We start from the raw sequence: 17,527 nt of genomic DNA, 5'->3' as shown, positions 1-17,527 counted from the left end.
CATCCTTGATTGAGAGTGGCGTGATTTTACCGGCTTCACGCGGCCGGCGTGGGATAGCGCTGCGCATACCACTGCTTCAGGTGCTCGATGCAGCGCGTCACGCGGGGCGCCACCAGCTGACGCGACGGATAGATGGCAAACAGCGCCAGGCTGGGGCGCTCGATGTCCGGAAACAGCTCGACCAGGGCGCCGCTGGCCAGTTCCTCGCGGCAGACAAAGGTGGGCAGGATGCCGATGCCCAGGCCGCGCAGGATCAGGCTGCGCATGAACAGGGTGTTGTTCGTGCGGACCCAGTTCGGCACTTCGATGTCGCTGTGCGGTCCCGCATGGCGCAGCGGCCAGCGGCTGCCGAACAGCGCGTGGCTGTAGATGAAGCAGCGCTGGCGCGTCAGGTCCGTGGGTTCGCGCAGGGGGCCGTGACGTTCCAGGTAGGCGGGGGCGCAGCAGATGTGCAGGCGGTAGTCGTGGATGTGGCGCGCCACGTAGCTCGAATCGTTGAGCGCGGTGGTGACGCGAAAGCCCAGGTCGTAGTTGGCCGCCGCCAGGTCGACATATTCATCCTTCAGGTCGACGTCCAGGCGCAGCGCGGGCCAGTCGGCCATGAAATCGGCCAGGCCTTCGGCCAGCTCGCCCACGCCCAAGGTCAGCGGCGCGTTGATGCGCAGACGGCCCGTCACGTGCGCCGTCGAATGGGCCACCATGTCTTCCGCCTGCGCCAGCTCGTCGAGCAGCTTGCGGCAGTGCTCGAGATAGGCGGCGCCCGTTTCCGTCAGGGCCAGCTGGCGCGTGGTGCGCGTCATCAGGCGCCCGCCCAGCTCCTGCTCCAGCTGGCCGATGCGCCGGCTCACATACGAGGCCGACAAGTCCAGTTCGTCGGCCGCGCGGCGAAAGCTGCCCAGCTCGGCCACGCGGCGAAACAGCTGCATTGCCTGCAATTTATCCATGTGTTGCCTTATTCGGTCGTATTACGCATCAGTGCTGTGCATTATTCATCATTTTTCCCCATTTTGATTCGGAATATGCTGGTGACCTCTCTACAGAAAGGCCACACCATGAAAAAATTACTGATCAGCAGCCTGTTGCTCGCCGCCTTTTCCACCGCCCAGGCGGCCGACGTCCTCGTCGTGCTGTCGGACGCCAATCACCTCGAGCTGCGCGACGGCAAGGTCTTTTCGACGGGTTTTTATCTGAATGAATTGATGCAGCCCGTGAAAAAGCTGCTCGACGCGGGCCACACGGTGACGTTCGCCACGCCGCAGGGCCAGGCGCCCACCCTGGACGCCAGCTCGGATACGGTCGATTACTTTGGCGGCGACGCGGCCGCGCACGCGGCGCACAAGGCGCTGCTGGACCAGCTGGCGCTGACGGTGCCGGGCCGCTCGCCCGTGATCAGCCTGAAACGGGTGGCGCAAATCGGTTACGGACACTACGCGGCCGTGCTGGTGCCGGGCGGCCACGCGCCGATGCAGGATCTGTTGAAGGACGCCGGCCTGGGCGCCTTGCTGCGTCAGTTCCACGCGGACAGCAAGCCGACGGCGCTGCTGTGCCACGGCCCCATCGCCCTGCTGTCGGCCTTGCCGCAGGCGGCAGCGTTTGCGGCCGCGCTGGAAGCGGGACGCACGCCGCCCATGCCAGCGGACTGGATCTACAGCGGCTACCGCATGACGGTCATCAGCAATCAGGAAGAGCTGGCGGCGCAAGGCGCGCTGAAGGGCGGAACGATGAAGTTCTATCCGCAATCGGGCTTGCAGGCAGCTGGCGCGCGCTATGTGCAGAACCAGGCGCCATGGACCAGCAACGTGGTGGTCGACCGCGAACTGATCACGGGACAGAATCCCGCCTCGGCGCCGGCCCTGGCGGACAGGCTGCTGCAGGCGCTGCAGGTGTTGCGTTAACGCAAAAAATCCCCGGCGGCGCCAGGGCGCGGCCGGGGAGGTACAGTGCGTGCAGCGGGGATTAGACGATCGTCAGGGTGACGTCGATGTTGCCGCGCGTGGCGTTCGAGTACGGGCAGACGATGTGGGCGGCGGCGACCAGTGCTTCGGCGGCGGCGCGCTCCATGCCTGGCAGCGAGATTTTCAGTTCCACTTCGATGCCGAAGCCCGTTTCGATGGCGCCGATGCCGACGTTGCCTTCGATGGACAGGTCCGCTGGCAGGGCGATCTTGTCGCGGCCGCCAACGAATTTCATGGCGCCGATGAAGCAGGCCGAGTAGCCGGCGGCAAACAGTTGTTCCGGATTGGTGCCGACGGCGCCATTGCCGCCCAGTTCTTTTGGCGTGGTCAGCTTGACGTCCAGCACGTTGTCGGACGACACGGCACGGCCTTCGCGGCCTCCGGTGGCGGTGGCTTGAGCGCGGTACAGGACTTGTTTGATCGACATGATGGTTTCCTTTAGGTAGATAAATAGGTGGCTACTAAATAGTGTGCTACTTGTTTCATGGGCTGTCGCCCCAGGATCTCCGTCTGCAGAAGCACTTGCCGGCGTCCATGTACACAATATATATCGCGCACTATTTAATTGCAAGCGATTTTATTTCGGGGCGGCGCGGATTGATGCTTTATTTTGCAGCCTTTGTCGCCACTACGGGCCTTCCATCGCATAATGGCCACCGCCGCGCGCACCGATGGTTATGCTTGGCCCACTTCAAACCCCAAGGAAAAATCATGACTAGCCTCTTCTTTATCCTGCGCATCACCTTGGCCACGATGGTCACGTACATCATCGCCACGGCGATCCTGGTGGAGAATTTCCTGCGCCATATTTTCGGGCATACGGAAGGCTTCTTTGTCATCGTCGGCGCGCTGCTGGCCAGCGCCGTCATCACGAATGCGTTTTCGCACGTGCGGCGCGTGCGCCTGATCGCCGGCGCCGTCAATGCCGGCACCCTGTCGAGCCGTCAGCGGCGCCAGATCGAGATTCCGTTCGAGGCGGGCGAAGCGTTCGACATGATCGACGCGGCCATCCGCGAATTGCCGGGCAGCGAAGTGGTGGAAAGCGCGCGCGACAGCCTGCAGGTGCAGGCTAGAGTGCGCCGTGCCGCGCCCTACACGCACACGGGCTTGCCCCGCATGCGCGTGCTGGGTTTCCTCGAGCCGCGGCCGAACCAGATCCTCGCCACCGTCACGCCGAATGGCGAGGCGGGCAGCGTGACCCTGATCTGCGAGCCGGGGCGCAATGCCTGGACGGACTGGTTCCTCGTCGACCATGGCAGCAACCTGGAAAACGCGGAAGCGGTGACGCGGGCGATGACGCGCCGCGTGGCGCAGCGCCGGCGCGGCGAGCAGGCCGAGGCGCGCCAGACGGTGACGGAAAAGGAACTCACGGTGGCCAAACTGAGCCTGCTGCACGCGCAGGTGGAGCCGCACTTCCTGTACAACACCCTGGCCAGCGCGCAGCTGCTCACGCGCAGCGACCCCGTGCGCGCCGATGAAATGCTGGGCAACCTGATCCTGTACCTGCGCCACTCGCTGCCGCGCACGGAGCAAGCCATGTCGACCCTGGGCACGGAGCTGGAACGGGCGCGCGCCTACCTCGATATTTTGAAAATCCGCATGGGCGGGCGTTTGAACCTGCAGATCGAAGTGCCGCAATACCTGCGCCAGGTGGAACTGCCGCCGATGATGCTGCAAACCCTGGTGGAAAACGCCATCAAGCATGGCCTGGAGCCGAAAAGCGGCGGCGGCACCATCTGGATCATGGCGCGCAGCGGCAATGGCACGGTGATCGTCACGGTGGCCGACGACGGCAAGGGCTTCAGCGACGATGGCGCCGGCACGGGCATCGGCCTGCGCAATGTGCGCGAACGCCTGCGCCTGACCTACGGCAATGCCGCCGCGTTTGCCATTGTCGCCAATTTCCCCGATGGCGTGACGGCTACCATCACGGTGCCCGACAGTACGGCGCAAGGAGTGTCGTATGCATCAGCCTGAGATGACTTGCGTCATCGCCGAAGATGAAACCCTGCTGCGCGACGCGCTCGTGGCCCTGCTGGCCGAAGAGTGGCCGGCACTGCGCATCGCCGCCGCCTGCGACGACGGCGGTACGGCGCTCGAGGCCATCGCCACGCACAAGCCCGACGTCGCCTTCCTCGACATCCGCATGCCGGGCCTGACGGGGCTGGAAGTGGCGGCCGGCGCGCTCGAAGCGAGTCCCGCCACGCAGGTGGTATTTGTCACGGCCTACGACCAGTACGCGATCGACGCTTTCGACAAGGGCGCCGTCGATTATCTGTTGAAACCGATCGCCCGCGAGCGCCTGCAAGCGACCCTGCAGCGCGTGCGGGCGCGGGCCGGCAAGGCCCGGGCGGGCGATGGCGCGCTGGCCGGCTTGCTGCAGCAATTGAGTAGTGCCTTGCCGGCCGCCGCCAAATCGCCGCCGCTGGTGTGGCTGACGGCCAGCAGCGGCAAGGATACGCGGCTGATCATGGTGGAAGACATCGCCTATTTTCAGTCCGACACCAAGTACACGGCCGTCATGACGGCGGACGGCGAGGCGCTGCTGCGCAAGCCGATCCGCGAACTGCTCGACGTGCTCGACCCGGCCATCTTCAAGCAGATCCACCGCTCCACCATCGTCAACATGAAGATGGTGGCGTCCGTCACGCGCGACGAGGTGGGACGTGGTGTCTTGCGCCTGAAGACGCGGCCGGAAACCCTGGCCGTGAGCCAGCCGTTCATGAGTCTGTTCCGGAATATGTAGCGCTGCTAAAGCCGGGGTCAGACCCTCAACACTGCTAACGCCAGGCTCACCGTCAACGTGGACGGGGGGCTGACCCCAGAATTACTCCGCGGTTTCAAAACCTTCGAGCACATTGACGACATTGATGCCGATTTCCTTCACTGCATAGCCGCCCTCGAGGATGAAGGCGGTGGGCAGGTTCAGGTGCGCGAGGCGTTCGCCCACGCGCAGGTAGTCGCCGCTTTGCAGGGCGAAGTGCGACAGCGGGTCGCCGGCGAAGGTGTCGACACCGAGCGAGACCACCAGCGCGTCGGGTGCGTACATATTGATGCGCAGGCAGGCCGTTTCCAGCGCGGCGAACCAGCTGGCCGTGGTGCTGCCGGCCGGCAGCGGCAGGTTGACGTTGTAACCGAGTCCCGCGCCGCTGCCCGTCTCGTCGGCATGGCCCAGATAAAACGGATACTCATTGCGTGGGTCGGCGTGGATCGAGGCAAACAGCACGTCGTCGCGCTGGTAAAAGATGCTTTGGGTGCCGTTGCCGTGGTGGTAGTCGATATCGAGGATGGCGACCTTGCGGGCGCCGTCGTCGAGCAGATGCTGTGCGGCCAGGGCCGCGTTGTTCAGGAAACAGTAGCCGCCAAAGAAATCGCTGCCCGCGTGGTGGCCCGGCGGGCGCGTGAGGGCAAACGTGGCCCGCTCGCCCAGGCGCAGCGCGTGGGCCGCGTTGACGGCGCAGTCGGCGCCCGTCTTGGCCGCCGTCCACGTGCCGGCCGTCAGCGGCGTGCCATTGTCCATCGAGTACAGCCCCAGCTTGGCCGTGAAGTCGTCCGGTTCGATATCGCTGCGCAAGGTGCGCACGGGCCACACGGATGGCAGCGCATCCTTGCCCGCATTATCCGGGTCGAGCGCCAGCCAGTCGTGCCAGGCGTGGCGCAAAAAATGCAGGTAGCGGGGCGTGTGGATGCGCTCGAGCGACGTCAGCGGCACGCCGTGCGGCGTGACGATGCGGCCCAGGTTGCGCCGGCCCAGCTCGGCCACCACCATGTCAGCCCGTTCGGGCGTCTCGAAGCAGGGCACCATGGTGCCGCGAAACATCTCGAAGCGGCCCCGGTGCTGGCCGTGCAATTCATTGTAGAAGGTCAGCATGGGGCGCCAGGCAAAAAGTCGGGCAGGATCAGGTGTGCGAGCACAGGGTGCTGGCGCGGTAGGCGGCGACGAAATCGTCGAAGCTGCCGGCTGGCGCCGCTTCTTCCATGGCGCGCTGCTCGGCCAGCGAGCTGGCGGCCATCGCGTCGAAATATGCGCTTTGCTCGGCCGTGGGCGGATGCGCGCGGAAAAACGCCGCATGGCGTTCGCTTTGCCGCAGGCCGAAGGCGGCAAACGAGCCGCCGTTGGCGCGCAGCTCCGCCAGAACCTTCGCCGATGGCGTCGCGTCCGGGTTGGCCAGTTTGACGGCTTGCGCCGCCAGGCTGTCCGCGTGCTGCGTGCCGCCATGGCGAGAGTCGAGCAGCGCTGCCACGGGGGCGATGCGTGCCAGCAATTCCTCGCCCCAGGCCTGCAAGCCGATGTCCTCGCCATCGCGGCGCAGGCTCAAGCCCGGCTTGCGGCCTTCCTTGACGGTGCGGGCGAAATTGTTCGTGTAGCAGGCGCTTTGCTCGGCCGAGATGGGACCGCTGTCGTCGAGCGCGCAGAACAGCAAAAACGCGTCGAGGAAGCGGCCCGTTTCCAAGCTGATGCCGACCGGTTCGAAGGGGTCGACATCCATGCAGCGCACTTCGATGTATTGCACGCCGCGCAGGCACAGGGCTTGTATCGGCCGCTCGCCCGTGCGGATCACGCGCTTTGGGCGGATGGTCGAATAGTATTCATTTTCGATCTGCAACACGTTGGTGGACAATTGTATCCACTCGCCATCCTTCTTTGTACCCAGCGCCGCATACGGCGGATACGGGTCGTTGACGGCGTGCGTGAGCGCGTTGACGTAGTCGTCCAGGCTGTTTTCGTGCGGGCGCAGGCCCGACTGGGCGTCGTTCTGGTAGCCGAGGTCGCTCATGCGCAGGCTGGTGGCGTACGGCAGGAAGAGGGTATCGTCGGACAAGGTATCGAGCTTGTGCGCGCGGCCGCGCAGGAAACCGGCGGACAGGGCCGGCGAAGCGCCGAACAGGTACATCAGCAGCCAGCTGTAGCGGCGGAAGTTGCGGATCGTCGCCAGATAGCTTTCCGACTGCACGTCTTTCGGCGTGGCTGCCGCCTGCGTGGCGCTGGCGCTGGTGTCCGGATTGCTGGCCAGCACTTGCCACAGCTGCTCGTCGAGCGAGTAGTTGTAATGGATGCCGGCGATGCATTGCATGGCTTTGCCGTAGCGCAAGGCCAGGCCGCGCCGGTAGACGTGCTTGAGCATGCCCATGTTCGAGCTGCCGTAGTTGGCGATCTCGATCTCCGCTTCGGGCGGCAACTGGCATGGCATCGACTGGCTCCACAGCAACTCGGCGCCGAGGCGGCTGTAGGCGTGGCGGTGCACGGTGTCGAGCTTGTCGAGCGTGACGCCGATGTCCGCTTCGGCCGGCGTGATGAATTCAAGCAGCGCTTCGGCGTAATCGGTGGTGATTTCAGGGTGCGTCAGCGCCGAACCCAGGGCGGCGGGGTGGGGCGTGGAAGCCAGATGGCCGGCGTGGTCGACGCGCAGGGTTTCACGCTCGATGCCGCGCAAGCCGCCCAGCAGCGCGCGGTTGGCATCTTCGGTCAGCAATGCCAGGCGGCGAGTCAACAGGTTGGGCAATTTGAGCTTCCTTTCTTGTGCAGCATATAAATAATTTGTGCTGAGATTAACCGAATTTTGGCAAATGCGTCGGCGCCGGCCCAAAAAACGCCGCGTCGCCAGCGTCCGCCCCGGGCAACGGGGACGGCGCTTCGGTCAGGAATTCGCTTGATATTTTAACAAACTGCGGGGGATCTGGCGCGCTGCCGGGTCAAGCTTTGCGCAGGTGGCGGCCGTCAGCCCAGGCGGGCGCCGCTGACTCGTTCGATGCCGGCCAGGTCGCGCCAGCTTTGCACTTTATTGTAGCCGGCGTCGGTCAGCAAGCTGCGCACGGATGCCGCCTGGTCGTAGCCGTGCTCCATCAGGAGCCAGGCGCCCGTCGCCAGGTGGCGCGCGGCGCCGGAGACGATGGTGCGCAGGTCCGACAGGCCATCGGCATGGTCGGTCAGCGCGTCCGCTGGCTCGAAGCGCAAATCGCCTTCGGCCAGATGGCGGTCGCCGCTGGCGATGTAGGGGGGATTGGAGACGATCAGGTCGAATTTTTCCGTACCCAGCGCTTCGAACCAGTCGCTGGCCATGAAGGTGATGTTGACGCCGTTGGCGCTGGCGTTGCGGCGCGCCACGGCCAGCGCCGCGCTGCTCACGTCCAGGGCCGTGACGACGGCGTCGGGGCGCGTGTGCGCCAGCGCAACGGCGATGGCGCCGCTGCCCGTGCCCATGTCGAGCACCCGTCCGCCGGGCGGCAGTCGATCGAGCGCCAGTTCCACCAGCACTTCCGTGTCGGGGCGGGGGATCAGCACGGCGTCGTTCACTTCGAACGGCAGGCCGAAAAATTCGCGCTGGCCGACGATGTAGGCGATCGGCTCGCCCTGCAGGCGGCGCGCCAGCAAGCTCGACAGCCGTTCCGTTTCGTTGGGAGTGAGCACGCGCTCCGATTGCGTGATCAGCGACACGCGCGACAGGCCCAGCGCGTGGCCCAGCAGGATGCGGTTATCGAGCGGATCGAGCAGTGGACGGATTTGCAGGGCGCCGACAGTGCTGCCGGCGGGAATCAAGGTTTCTGGCATGGTGCTTTCGATTATTTCTGACGGCGCAGCAAAGTCCACAGCATGGCGATGGCGAAGATGGCGAACCAGGCGAATGCCCATTGCGGGATCGACAGGCCGAAAAACGGTTCGCCGGCGTTTTCGCAGGCGCCGTACGATTCAAACATGAAGGGCATGAGTTCGGCCGTGAAGACCTTGTTCAGCGCCGTTTCCACCGGGTCGATGCCGCACGAGAAGCCGGGGTTGGCCAGCACGTACAAATGCTTGGCGCCCACGCCCAGGCCGCCCAGGGCCGCCAGCAAGCCGACGCTGGCGCCGATTTTCGGTTTGTTTGCCACCGCGCCAGCCAGGCAGGCGATGCCAATGGCGAGGAACAGGTAGCGCTGGATCACGCACAGCGGGCACGGCGCCATGTTCATGGCGTGCTGCAAATACATGGCCACGCCCAGCATCAGGAAACACAGGGCGGCGGTCAACAGGAGGACGGTGCGTGAATTTTTCATGGGCGACACGGTGAGGTGGATGGAATCGAGCTGGTCATTTTCGCACAAGGCTAGATTTTTATTGCTTAGCCGCTACTTAAAGCTGTCGGCTTACGCGCTGCGCGCCAAGCCGACCTACAAATTGTGGCGTAGGTCGGCTTAGCGCAGCGTAAGCCGACGCAACGGCGTCAGCGTTTAGTCGCCCAGCGCCGCCAATAGCTCCGCCTGATGTTCTGCCGCCAGCGCATTCGTCAACTCCGTCAAATCCCCATCCATGATGAAGTCCAGCTTATATAACGTCAGGTTGATGCGGTGGTCCGTCAGGCGGCCTTGCGGGAAATTGTAAGTGCGGATGCGCTCGCTGCGGTCGCCCGAGCCGATCAGGCTCTTGCGCGTGGCCGCTTCCTTCGACTGCTGTTCGCGCAACTGCACGTCCTTGATGCGCGCGGCCAGCACCTTCATCGCCTGCGCCTTGTTCTTGTGCTGGCTGCGGTCATCCTGGCATTCGACCACAATGCCGGTCGGCAAGTGGGTGATGCGCACGGCCGAATCCGTCTTGTTGATGTGCTGTCCGCCGGCACCCGAGGCGCGGTAGGTGTCGATGCGCAAGTCGGCCGGGTTGATGTTGACGTCTTCGACTTCATCGGCTTCCGGCATCACGGCCACCGTGCAGGCCGACGTGTGGATGCGGCCCTGCGTTTCCGTGGCCGGCACGCGCTGCACGCGGTGGCCGCCCGATTCGAATTTCAGTTTCGAATACGCGCCATTGCCCACCACGCGCACGATCACTTCGCGGTAGCCGCCCAGGTCGGAGTCGGACGAGGACACGAGTTCCACCTGCCAGCGGTTGCGCTCGGCAAAGCGCGTGTACATGCGTAATAAATCGCCGGCGAACAGCGCCGACTCATCGCCGCCCGTGCCGGCGCGAATTTCCAGGAAGATGTTGCGCTCGTCGTTGACGTCCTTCGGCAGCAACATGGTCTGCAGTTCGCGTTCGAGCCGCGTCATGGTGGCTTTCGCTGCCTCGATTTCTTCCTGGGCGAATTCCTTCATGTCCGGATCGCCCAGCATCTCTTGCGCCGTCGTAATATCGTTGCCCGCTTCCTGGTAGGAACGGTACAGGGCCACGAGCGGGCCCAGTTCGGCGTGCTCGCGCGTCATCTTGCGGTAGCTGTCCATGTTTGACGTGGCGTCCGGATGCATCAGCAGTTCGTCGAGTTCGACCAGGCGGTTCGCCAGTTGATCGAGTTTGGCCAGCATGGATGGTTTCATAGCGATTCGCGGTAAAAGAGTGTAGGGATGATGCAAGCCCGGCAGGCGGGCAAGGGTGGCCGCGCGCGGGCGGCCAGCGGGGCTGCGCTAACGGCGGGGGCGGAACAGTTTCGGCAGCAGGGTGACCAGCTGTTTGCGCTCGTCGCCTTGCGCGTGGTGCAGCGCCTGCTGCGGGCCGTGCAGGAACTTGGCCGTCAAGCCTTTCGACAGCGCTTCCAGGACGGCGTCGATATCGGCGCCCTTGGCCAGCATCTTGCGCGCCCGTTCCACTTCCATCAGGCGCAACGATTCGCTGTTTTCATGCAAATGCTGGATGACGGGCACCATGGCGCGGTCGTCGACCCAGCTCATGAACGACTGCACGCGCGTCTCGATGATGGCTTCGGCTTGCGCCACGGCCGCTTGCCGGCTTTCCAGGCCCGTCTGCACGACCTTGCCCAGGTCGTCGACCGTGTACAGGAAGACGTCGTTCAAACGGCCTACTTCCGCTTCGATATCGCGCGGCACGGCCAGGTCGACCATGAACATGGGCTTGTGGCGGCGTGCCTTGATGGCGCGCTCGACCAGGCCCAGGCCCAGCAGCGGCAACGATGACGCCGTGCACGAGATGACGATGTCGAACTGGTGCAGCTGCTCCGGCAAGTCCGCCAGGCGGATGGCCTTGCCGTTGAAGCGGTGCGCCAGTTCCTCGCCCCGCTCCATGGTGCGGTTGGCAATGGTGATGCTTTTCGGGTTTTGCGCCGCAAAGTGCGTGGCGCACAATTCGATCATTTCGCCGGCGCCGATGAACAGCACGTTCTGCTCGGCGATCTTGTCGAAGATGCGCTGCGACAGGCGCACGGCGGCGGCCGCCATGGACACGCTGTGGGCGCCGATTTCCGTGCTGCTGCGCACTTCCTTGGCCACGGAAAAGCTGCGCTGGAACAACTGGTGCAGATACGTGCCCAGGCCGCCCGCCTCGTCGGCCGTGCGGATGGCGTCCTTGATCTGCCCCAGGATCTGCGTTTCGCCCAGCACCATCGAATCGAGCCCGGAGGCGACGCGGAAGGTGTGGCGCACGGCATCGTGCTGCGGCAGCATATACAAGTGGGGGCGCAGCTCGCTGTAGTTGAGCTTGTGATAATCGGCCAGGAAATGCGCGCCCGCGTCGAGCGGATTGGGCACGTGGCTGGCCGCATACAGCTCGGTGCGGTTGCACGTCGACAGGATGGCCGCTTCATCGTTGTCGCGCAAGTCGATGCGCTGGAACCAGGTGCGCGCCGCCATCACCGCCGAACCCAAGTGCTCAGGCGCAAACGCCAGCTGTTCGCGGAGCGACACTGGGGCGGTGGTATGGTTGAGACCGACGGCGAGCAGTTGCATTTCAGGGCTGTTGGGGTGACTTATGCCGACATTATAGCGCTTTGTGCCCGCGCTTTGAGCAGGTCAGCCGTTTGCCGCCATTCAGCCGCCCAGTTTTTCCAGGCGATAACCATAGCTGTAGACGGGCACGAGCCGGTAGCCGTGTTCCGGTTTCAGCTGCAGCTTGTTGCGCACGCGCGAGACGTGGGTATCCATGGTGCGCGAAGGCAGGGCCGTGTCGCGCTGCCACACGGCTTCGTGGATGTAGGCGCGCGACAGGGGCCGGCCCAGGTTGCGGAAAAACAGCAGCGCCAGGGCGAATTCCTTGTGCGTTACGTCCAGTACTTCGCCATCGCGCAGCAGGCGGCCGGGGCGGGTTTCAAACGTGTAATGACCGAATTGCAAGTACTCGGCGCCATTCTGGGCCGGATACGCCACGCGCAGCAGCGCCTGGGTGCGCAAGGTCAGTTCGCTGCGCCGCAGGGGCTTGATCATGTAGTCGTCGGCACCTGCCGTCATGCCCGCCACCACGTCGTCTTCACCGGAACTGTTGGTCATAAACAACACGGGCGCCTTCGGCGCCAGTTTTTCCCGGGCACGGCGCAAGACTTCCGCACCGTCCAGATCGCTCACATGCCAGTCGAGGATGAGCATGTCGCAACTGTCCTTGCGCAGTTGCCCCAGCATTTCCTTGCCACTCTGAAACTCGTGGCAAGCGTGGCCGGCGGCGGTGAGCACCTGGCAGATCAGTTCTGCCTGGCTATGGTCGCTATCGAGTACGGCAATTCGCATAATTGGCTGGAGTGTGTAGCAACAAACAGACGGTCTGCTCTGCTTATCGTAATGTTAAGGAATGCTCAAGTGAAATATAACAGAGATTGCAACTGTGTCCAGTGAAATCGGAGGGCAGACCCTTTACGTTACACTTGTTCATCTACCCCCTACTGTGGAGAAACGGCCATGTCAGACAAGAGCACTACCGATTGGACACTGATACCGGCCAGTCGTGCGGAAATCGAGCAAGTGCGCGAGCGTTGCCGGCGCCTGGTGCAGCGGCGCGCCATGATGTCGGCGGGCGCCTCGGCCATTCCCATTCCCGGCATCGACCTGATGTCCGACGTGGGCCTGTTTTCCATGCTGATCAACGATATCAACCACGAATTCGGCCTCACGCCCGAGCAGATCGAGCGCCTGAACCCGCAGTTCAAGATGATGGCCTACCGCGCGGCGGTGGGCATGGGCGGCATGCTGGTTGGGAAGCTGGTGTCGCGCGAACTGATCCTTCACCTGCTCAAGCGCAGTGGCATCAAGATAGCCACCAAGCAGGTGGCGCGCTTCGTGCCGTTTGCCGGCCAGGCGGTGGCGGCGGCCATCGGCTACGCCGTGTTCCGCCAGATCGGCAACCAGCACGTGAACGCCTGCGCCGCGGTGGCGCAGGAATTGCTCACGGTCAGGCCGGATTAACTATTACGCGTCCGGCAGCACCACGTTGACGTCGAGCACCTCCAGGTTGCCCTGGCGGTCCAGCGAAATCTTGATGTCGTCGGCATTCACCTTGGTGTACTTGGAAATGACGGCGATCAATTCCTTGTGCAGGGCGGGCAGGAAGTCCGGACCATCGCGTCCGCTGCGTTCGCGGGCGATGATGATCTGCAGGCGTTCCTTGGCCGCGGTGGCCGTCTTCGGCTTGGGGGGGAAGAGGAAAGAAAGCAAGGCCATATCACTTCGCCCCAAAAATGCGCTGGAGTAATCCAGGCTTTTCATAGTTGGTAAAGCGCAACTCGACTTCTTCGCCGAGGAAACGCGAGACCACGTCTTCATAGGCTTGCGCCACGTCCGTGCCCGTGAAATGGATGGCCGGATTGCCCTGGTTCGAGGCGGCCAGTACTTGCTCCGACTCCGGAATGATGCCCACCAGCGGGATGCGCAGGATTTCCTGCACGTCCTGGTAGGACAGCATTTCATCCGATTCCACGCGTTTCGGCGAGTAGCGGGTGATCAGCAAATGTTCCTTGACCGGCTCGCCGCCCGTCTGCGCGCGGCGCGATTTGGCTTGCAGGATGCCGAGGATGCGGTCCGAATCGCGCACCGACGACACTTCCGGGTTGGTGACGATGATGGCTTCGTCGGCGAACGTCAGCGCCATCAGCGCGCCATGCTCGATGCCGGCCGGCGAATCGCAGATGATGAACTCGAAACCCATGTTGATCAGGTCGTTCAACACGCGTTCCACGCCTTCTTCCGACAAGGCATCCTTGTCGCGCGTTTGCGACGCGGGCAGGATGAACAGGTTGTCGCAGTGCTTGTCCTTGATCAGGGCCTGGTTCAGGGTGGCCTCTTTGTTGATCACATTGATCAGGTCGTAGACGACGCGGCGCTCGCAACCCATGATCAGGTCGAGGTTACGCAGGCCCACGTCGAAGTCGAGCACGGCTGTCTTGTGGCCGCGCATGGCCAGGCCAGTGGAAAAACTGGCGCTAGAGGTCGTCTTGCCGACACCGCCCTTGCCGGACGTCACAACAATAATTCTTGCCACAAATAATCCTTTTCAGATATCTCTTGAATTGTGCAGCTTAAGAGCGGTTCACGGGAGTGACCGGATTGACAGAGTGTATATCGATTCTGTCTCCAGCCAAACGAATTTGCGCGGGTCCGCGCGCCATTTCCGCAGGGAAACCATCCTCGAACGTGCGGTACACGCCGGCGATCGAGACCAGTTCCGGTTCCATGGCCAGCGCGAAGATGCGCGCCTGGGCATTGCCCGAGGCGCCGGCCAGCGCGCGGCCGTACAGCGAGGAATACACATGGATGCTGCCGTCGGCGATGATTTCGGCGCCATTGTTGACGACAGCGGTAATGATCAGGTCGCAGCCGCGCGCATAAATGCGCTGGCCGGCCCGCACGGGCGTGTCGATGACCATCACCTGGGCGTCGGCGCCCGCCTGGGCGGCCGCCGTGGGCGTATCCTTGGCGCCATCCTTGGGCGGCGCATCGTCGCGCGTCTTGCCGCTGTCGAGGCTCAAGCCTTGCGCCAGGATGGCGTCATGCATGTCGGCCGGCGCATTGCGCACGGCCACGGCATTCAAACGGTATTTTTTCAGCAGGGCGACCAAAGCGGCCCAGTCGATGGGCACGCTGCCGGGCGGCAAGGCTGCCACGTCCAGCACGGCCAGGTCGTCCTCGAAAAAGTCGGCCACGCCGCCCGTCATGTCGCGCAAGGCGGCATCGAGTGCCTGCGTATCGGCGCTATGCATGATGGCGGAGACAGCAACGACGGTGGAAATCTTGATTTCGATAGGCTTCTGCGACGGGCTTTTGGACATAAACATTTATCAAAGTGAAACTGCGGCAGGCCAGATGTTCCGTGCGGCAACAATGGGAGCAGTAAATTTCTTGCATTCTACTGCAAAAAAATCGGCGTCAGGGGCCTGGCGCGTGCTATTCCGCAGGGCAACACCCACTTCATGTCAAAAAAAACGGGCGGCGCCCCGGAAAACCGGTGCGCCACCCCGAAAGCCGCCGAGAATGCGCCTTGGCGGCGCAGTCCTGGATCAAGCCGCGCGCATCTGCCGCGCCGCCGCCACCATGTTTTTCAACGCCGCCTCCGTTTCCACCCAGCCCCGCGTCTTCAAGCCGCAATCCGGGTTGACCCATAAATGGGCCGGTGGAATCACGGCGCTGGCTTTTTGCAGCAATGTCACCATGTCGGGCGTCGAGGGGATGCGCGGCGAGTGGATGTCGTACACGCCGGGGCCGATTTCGTTCGGATACTGGAACTGGCCAAAGCCTGTCAGCAGTTCCATGCCGGAGCGGCTCGTCTCGATCGTGATGACGTCGGCATCCATGGCGGCGATCTGCGGCAGGATGTCGTTGAACTCGGCATAGCACATGTGGGTGTGGATCTGCGTCGCGTCGCTGACGACGGACGCGGCGATACGGAAGGCGCGCGTGGCCCAGTCCAGGTAGGCGTCCCACTGGCCGCGGCGCAGCGGCAAGCCTTCGCGGATGGCCGGTTCGTCGATCTGGATGATGCCGATGCCGGCCGTTTCCAGGTCTGCCACTTCGTCGCGGATGGCCAGAGCCAGCTGCAGCGTCGTGGTGGCGCGCGGCTGGTCGTCGCGCACGAACGACCATTGCAGGATCGTCACCGGTCCCGTCAGCATGCCCTTCACCGGTTTATGCGTCAGGCTTTGCGCGTGTACCGTCCAAGCCACCGTCATGGCGGCCGGGCGCTGCACGTCGCCGTAGATGACGGGCGGCTTGACGCAGCGCGAGCCGTACGATTGCACCCAGCCGTGGCGGGTAAACATAAAACCGTCCAGCTGCTCGCCGAAGTATTCGACCATGTCGTTGCGTTCCGCTTCGCCATGCACGAGCACGTCCAGGCCCAGCGCCTCCTGGCGCCCCACGGCGTGGGCGATTTCGGCGCGCATCTGTGCTTCATACTCGGCGCCCCCAAGTTCGCCTTGCTTGAAACTGGCGCGCGCGGCGCGGATGGCCGTCGTCTGGGGGAAGGAACCGATGGTCGTCGTCGGGAAGTCGGGCAACTGGAAACGCGCGCGCTGCACGGCCTGGCGCAGCGGGAAGCTGGAATCGCGGCGGTCCACGGTGGGCGTGAGCGCTTGCAGGCGCTGCGCCACTTGCGGACGGTGCACACGGGGGCTGGCGCGGCGCCCGGCGATGGCCTGGCGAGAAATGGCCAAGGCGGCCAGCGCAGCGTCATCGGGATGGCCCGCGAGCGCCTCCTTGAGGACAGCGATTTCTGCCAGTTTTTCCGTGGCAAACGCCAGCCAGGTCCGGATTTCACCGTCGAGTTCCGTTTCCGCTTCCAGGCTGAACGGCACGTGCAGCAGTGAGCACGACGGCGCCAGCCACAGGTGGCCGTTGCGCTTGGCCGCCAGCGGCTGCAGCACGGCCAGGGCCGCGTCGAGGTCGGTACGCCAGATATTGCGGCCATCGACGATGCCGATCGACAAGACTTTATGCGCGGGCAGCCAGTCCGTGACACTGATCAGTTCATGCGGCGCGCGGATGCCGTCCACGTGCAGGCCGGCCACGGGCAGGCGGCAGGCCAGGCTGAGGTTTTCTTCCAGCGGCGAGAAATACGTGGCCAGCAATATATTCACGCCTGCCTGGTTCAACTGCCAATAGGTGCTCTCGAAAGCGCTGCGCCACGCGCTGGGCAAGTCCAGGCCCAGGATCGGTTCGTCGACCTGTACCCATGTCACGCCTTGCTGCTTGAGGCGGTCGAGCAGGGCGCCGTAGACGGGCAGCAATTGTTCCAGCAGGGCCAGGCGGTCGAAGCTCGACTCGCCTGGCGTCTTTTCCTTGCCCAGCCACAGGAAGGTGAGGGGGCCGATCAGGGCCGCCTTGACCTGGTGGCCCAGCGCCTGCGCTTCGGCCACTTCCGCCAGCAGGCGCTCGCAAGCGAGAGAAAATTGGGTCTGCGGCGACAATTCGGGCACCAGATAATGGTAATTGGTGTCAAACCACTTGGTCATTTCCAGCGCGGCAGTGCCTGCGGCGTGTGCATGGTGCGCGTGGCCGCAGCCCGCGTGCTCCGCATGCGTTTCTTCACCGCGCGCCATCGCGAAATAGCGCGACAGGGGCGATTGCTCTGGCGCAAAGTCAAAACGCGCCGGTTCGCAGCCCAGCAGCTGGATATGGTTGGCGACCTGGTCGTAAAAGGCGAAGTCGCCCACGGTGACGTAATCGAGCCCGGCGTCCCTTTGCAATGCCCAGTGGCGCGCGCGCAGTTGCTGGCCCGTCGCTTCCAGCGCTGTTTCGGACAGCTCGCCGCGCCAGTGGCTTTCCAGCGCCAATTTCAGTTCACGCGCGGCGCCGATACGGGGAAAGCCAAGGATGTGGGTACGAATGGTCATGATGTCATCGAGATTTAATGTGAATGCGCTAGAGTGTGCGGCAACTTGATCTATAATCAAAACGAA

At 63.9% G+C, this 17,527-nt stretch carries 17 protein-coding genes; 4 read left to right on the top strand and 13 right to left on the bottom strand.

The window, feature by feature from the left end; translation table 11 throughout:
- Positions 1 to 35: 35 nt before the first annotated feature.
- On the bottom strand, positions 36 to 944 hold the full coding sequence (locus tag ASN89_RS11215) for a LysR family transcriptional regulator (protein WP_058049329.1): 909 nt from the start codon (positions 942 to 944) through the stop codon (positions 36 to 38).
- A gap of 108 nt (positions 945 to 1,052) precedes the next feature.
- On the opposite strand from ASN89_RS11215, the gene ASN89_RS11210 reads away from it, so the two are divergent.
- Complete coding sequence (locus tag ASN89_RS11210) at positions 1,053 to 1,895, top strand: type 1 glutamine amidotransferase domain-containing protein (protein WP_058049328.1); 843 nt, start codon at positions 1,053 to 1,055, stop codon at positions 1,893 to 1,895.
- Between the two features lie 61 nt (positions 1,896 to 1,956).
- On the opposite strand, the gene ASN89_RS11205 is transcribed toward ASN89_RS11210, so the two are convergent.
- Positions 1,957 to 2,382 (bottom strand): organic hydroperoxide resistance protein, encoded by a 426-nt coding sequence (locus tag ASN89_RS11205; RefSeq protein WP_034783746.1) that lies wholly within the window; start codon positions 2,380 to 2,382, stop codon positions 1,957 to 1,959.
- A gap of 284 nt (positions 2,383 to 2,666) precedes the next feature.
- Here ASN89_RS11205 and ASN89_RS11200 point away from each other — a divergent pair, with 284 nt between their 5' ends.
- Both ASN89_RS11200 and ASN89_RS11195 read left to right on the top strand, forming a co-directional pair.
- On the top strand, positions 2,667 to 3,932 hold the full coding sequence (locus ASN89_RS11200) for a histidine kinase (protein ID WP_046681903.1): 1,266 nt from the start codon (positions 2,667 to 2,669) through the stop codon (positions 3,930 to 3,932).
- Complete coding sequence (locus ASN89_RS11195) at positions 3,919 to 4,701, top strand: LytR/AlgR family response regulator transcription factor (protein WP_152988539.1); 783 nt, start codon at positions 3,919 to 3,921, stop codon at positions 4,699 to 4,701. Before ASN89_RS11200 ends, ASN89_RS11195 begins: the two co-directional genes overlap by 14 nt.
- A gap of 81 nt (positions 4,702 to 4,782) precedes the next feature.
- Here the strand turns inward: ASN89_RS11195 and ASN89_RS11190 are convergent, their stop codons facing one another.
- From ASN89_RS11190 to ASN89_RS11160, 7 genes are all read right to left on the bottom strand, one after another.
- Complete coding sequence (locus ASN89_RS11190; RefSeq protein WP_058049326.1) at positions 4,783 to 5,826, bottom strand: histone deacetylase family protein; 1,044 nt, start codon at positions 5,824 to 5,826, stop codon at positions 4,783 to 4,785.
- Between the two features lie 28 nt (positions 5,827 to 5,854).
- Positions 5,855 to 7,459, bottom strand: coding sequence for a glutamate--cysteine ligase (gene gshA, locus ASN89_RS11185; RefSeq protein ID WP_058049325.1), 1,605 nt, complete (start codon positions 7,457 to 7,459; stop codon positions 5,855 to 5,857).
- Positions 7,460 to 7,674: 215 nt separating this feature from the next.
- Entirely contained in the window at positions 7,675 to 8,505 is an 831-nt protein-coding gene (gene prmC / locus ASN89_RS11180) for a peptide chain release factor N(5)-glutamine methyltransferase (protein ID WP_058049324.1), read from the bottom strand.
- Between the two features lie 11 nt (positions 8,506 to 8,516).
- Entirely contained in the window at positions 8,517 to 8,987 is a 471-nt protein-coding gene (locus tag ASN89_RS11175) for a disulfide bond formation protein B (RefSeq protein ID WP_058049360.1), read from the bottom strand.
- A gap of 174 nt (positions 8,988 to 9,161) precedes the next feature.
- Positions 9,162 to 10,238 carry a peptide chain release factor 1 gene (gene prfA / locus ASN89_RS11170; RefSeq protein ID WP_046681908.1) on the bottom strand — a complete coding sequence of 359 codons (1,077 nt, stop codon included), beginning with the start codon at positions 10,236 to 10,238 and terminating at the stop codon, positions 9,162 to 9,164.
- Between the two features lie 87 nt (positions 10,239 to 10,325).
- Positions 10,326 to 11,600, bottom strand: a complete 1,275-nt coding sequence (gene hemA, locus ASN89_RS11165; RefSeq protein ID WP_046681909.1) for a glutamyl-tRNA reductase — start codon at positions 11,598 to 11,600, stop codon at positions 10,326 to 10,328.
- 81 nt (positions 11,601 to 11,681) lie between these two features.
- Positions 11,682 to 12,371 (bottom strand): response regulator transcription factor, encoded by a 690-nt coding sequence (locus tag ASN89_RS11160; RefSeq protein WP_046681910.1) that lies wholly within the window; start codon positions 12,369 to 12,371, stop codon positions 11,682 to 11,684.
- Positions 12,372 to 12,539: 168 nt separating this feature from the next.
- Here ASN89_RS11160 and ASN89_RS11155 point away from each other — a divergent pair, with 168 nt between their 5' ends.
- Positions 12,540 to 13,043 (top strand): hypothetical protein, encoded by a 504-nt coding sequence (locus ASN89_RS11155; RefSeq protein ID WP_058049323.1) that lies wholly within the window; start codon positions 12,540 to 12,542, stop codon positions 13,041 to 13,043.
- Between the two features lie 3 nt (positions 13,044 to 13,046).
- On the opposite strand, the gene minE is transcribed toward ASN89_RS11155, so the two are convergent.
- The 4 genes from minE to metE all read right to left on the bottom strand — a co-directional run bounded on the left by minE (position 13,047) and on the right by metE (position 17,461).
- Positions 13,047 to 13,298 carry a cell division topological specificity factor MinE gene (gene minE, locus ASN89_RS11150; RefSeq protein ID WP_034752886.1) on the bottom strand — a complete coding sequence of 84 codons (252 nt, stop codon included), beginning with the start codon at positions 13,296 to 13,298 and terminating at the stop codon, positions 13,047 to 13,049.
- A gap of 1 nt (position 13,299) precedes the next feature.
- Positions 13,300 to 14,115 carry a septum site-determining protein MinD gene (gene minD / locus ASN89_RS11145; protein WP_034752889.1) on the bottom strand — a complete coding sequence of 272 codons (816 nt, stop codon included), beginning with the start codon at positions 14,113 to 14,115 and terminating at the stop codon, positions 13,300 to 13,302.
- A 37-nt stretch (positions 14,116 to 14,152) separates the two neighbouring features.
- Positions 14,153 to 14,902 carry a septum site-determining protein MinC gene (gene minC / locus ASN89_RS11140; RefSeq protein ID WP_058049322.1) on the bottom strand — a complete coding sequence of 250 codons (750 nt, stop codon included), beginning with the start codon at positions 14,900 to 14,902 and terminating at the stop codon, positions 14,153 to 14,155.
- A gap of 228 nt (positions 14,903 to 15,130) precedes the next feature.
- Entirely contained in the window at positions 15,131 to 17,461 is a 2,331-nt protein-coding gene (gene metE, locus ASN89_RS11135) for a 5-methyltetrahydropteroyltriglutamate--homocysteine S-methyltransferase (protein WP_058049321.1), read from the bottom strand.
- Positions 17,462 to 17,527 lie beyond the last annotated feature (66 nt).

Origin of the sequence: Janthinobacterium sp. Ant5-2-1, assembly GCF_001445815.1 — a bacterium.
Classification (GTDB): domain Bacteria; phylum Pseudomonadota; class Gammaproteobacteria; order Burkholderiales; family Burkholderiaceae_D; genus Janthinobacterium; species Janthinobacterium lividum_E.
Note: the sequence above shows the minus strand (reverse complement) of the source record. Positions and strands in the feature narration are given on the sequence as shown.

Bases quoted from the DNA above. Each gene is read 5' to 3' on its own strand.
- prmC (WP_058049324.1), bottom strand. From the start codon at position 8,505: ATGCCAGAAACCTTGATTCCCGCCGGCAGCACTGTCGGCGCCCTGCAA.
- minE (WP_034752886.1), bottom strand. From the start codon at position 13,298: ATGGCCTTGCTTTCTTTCCTCTTCCCCCCCAAGCCGAAGACGGCCACC.
- prfA (WP_046681908.1), bottom strand. From the start codon at position 10,238: ATGAAACCATCCATGCTGGCCAAACTCGATCAACTGGCGAACCGCCTG.
- ASN89_RS11160 (WP_046681910.1), bottom strand. From the start codon at position 12,371: ATGCGAATTGCCGTACTCGATAGCGACCATAGCCAGGCAGAACTGATC.
- hemA (WP_046681909.1), bottom strand. From the start codon at position 11,600: ATGCAACTGCTCGCCGTCGGTCTCAACCATACCACCGCCCCAGTGTCG.
- ASN89_RS11210 (WP_058049328.1), top strand. From the start codon at position 1,053: ATGAAAAAATTACTGATCAGCAGCCTGTTGCTCGCCGCCTTTTCCACC.
- metE (WP_058049321.1), bottom strand. From the start codon at position 17,461: ATGACCATTCGTACCCACATCCTTGGCTTTCCCCGTATCGGCGCCGCG.
- minC (WP_058049322.1), bottom strand. From the start codon at position 14,902: ATGTCCAAAAGCCCGTCGCAGAAGCCTATCGAAATCAAGATTTCCACC.
- ASN89_RS11190 (WP_058049326.1), bottom strand. From the start codon at position 5,826: ATGCTGACCTTCTACAATGAATTGCACGGCCAGCACCGGGGCCGCTTC.
- ASN89_RS11200 (WP_046681903.1), top strand. From the start codon at position 2,667: ATGACTAGCCTCTTCTTTATCCTGCGCATCACCTTGGCCACGATGGTC.
- ASN89_RS11215 (WP_058049329.1), bottom strand. From the start codon at position 944: ATGGATAAATTGCAGGCAATGCAGCTGTTTCGCCGCGTGGCCGAGCTG.
- ASN89_RS11205 (WP_034783746.1), bottom strand. From the start codon at position 2,382: ATGTCGATCAAACAAGTCCTGTACCGCGCTCAAGCCACCGCCACCGGA.
- ASN89_RS11195 (WP_152988539.1), top strand. From the start codon at position 3,919: ATGCATCAGCCTGAGATGACTTGCGTCATCGCCGAAGATGAAACCCTG.
- ASN89_RS11155 (WP_058049323.1), top strand. From the start codon at position 12,540: ATGTCAGACAAGAGCACTACCGATTGGACACTGATACCGGCCAGTCGT.
- ASN89_RS11175 (WP_058049360.1), bottom strand. From the start codon at position 8,987: ATGAAAAATTCACGCACCGTCCTCCTGTTGACCGCCGCCCTGTGTTTC.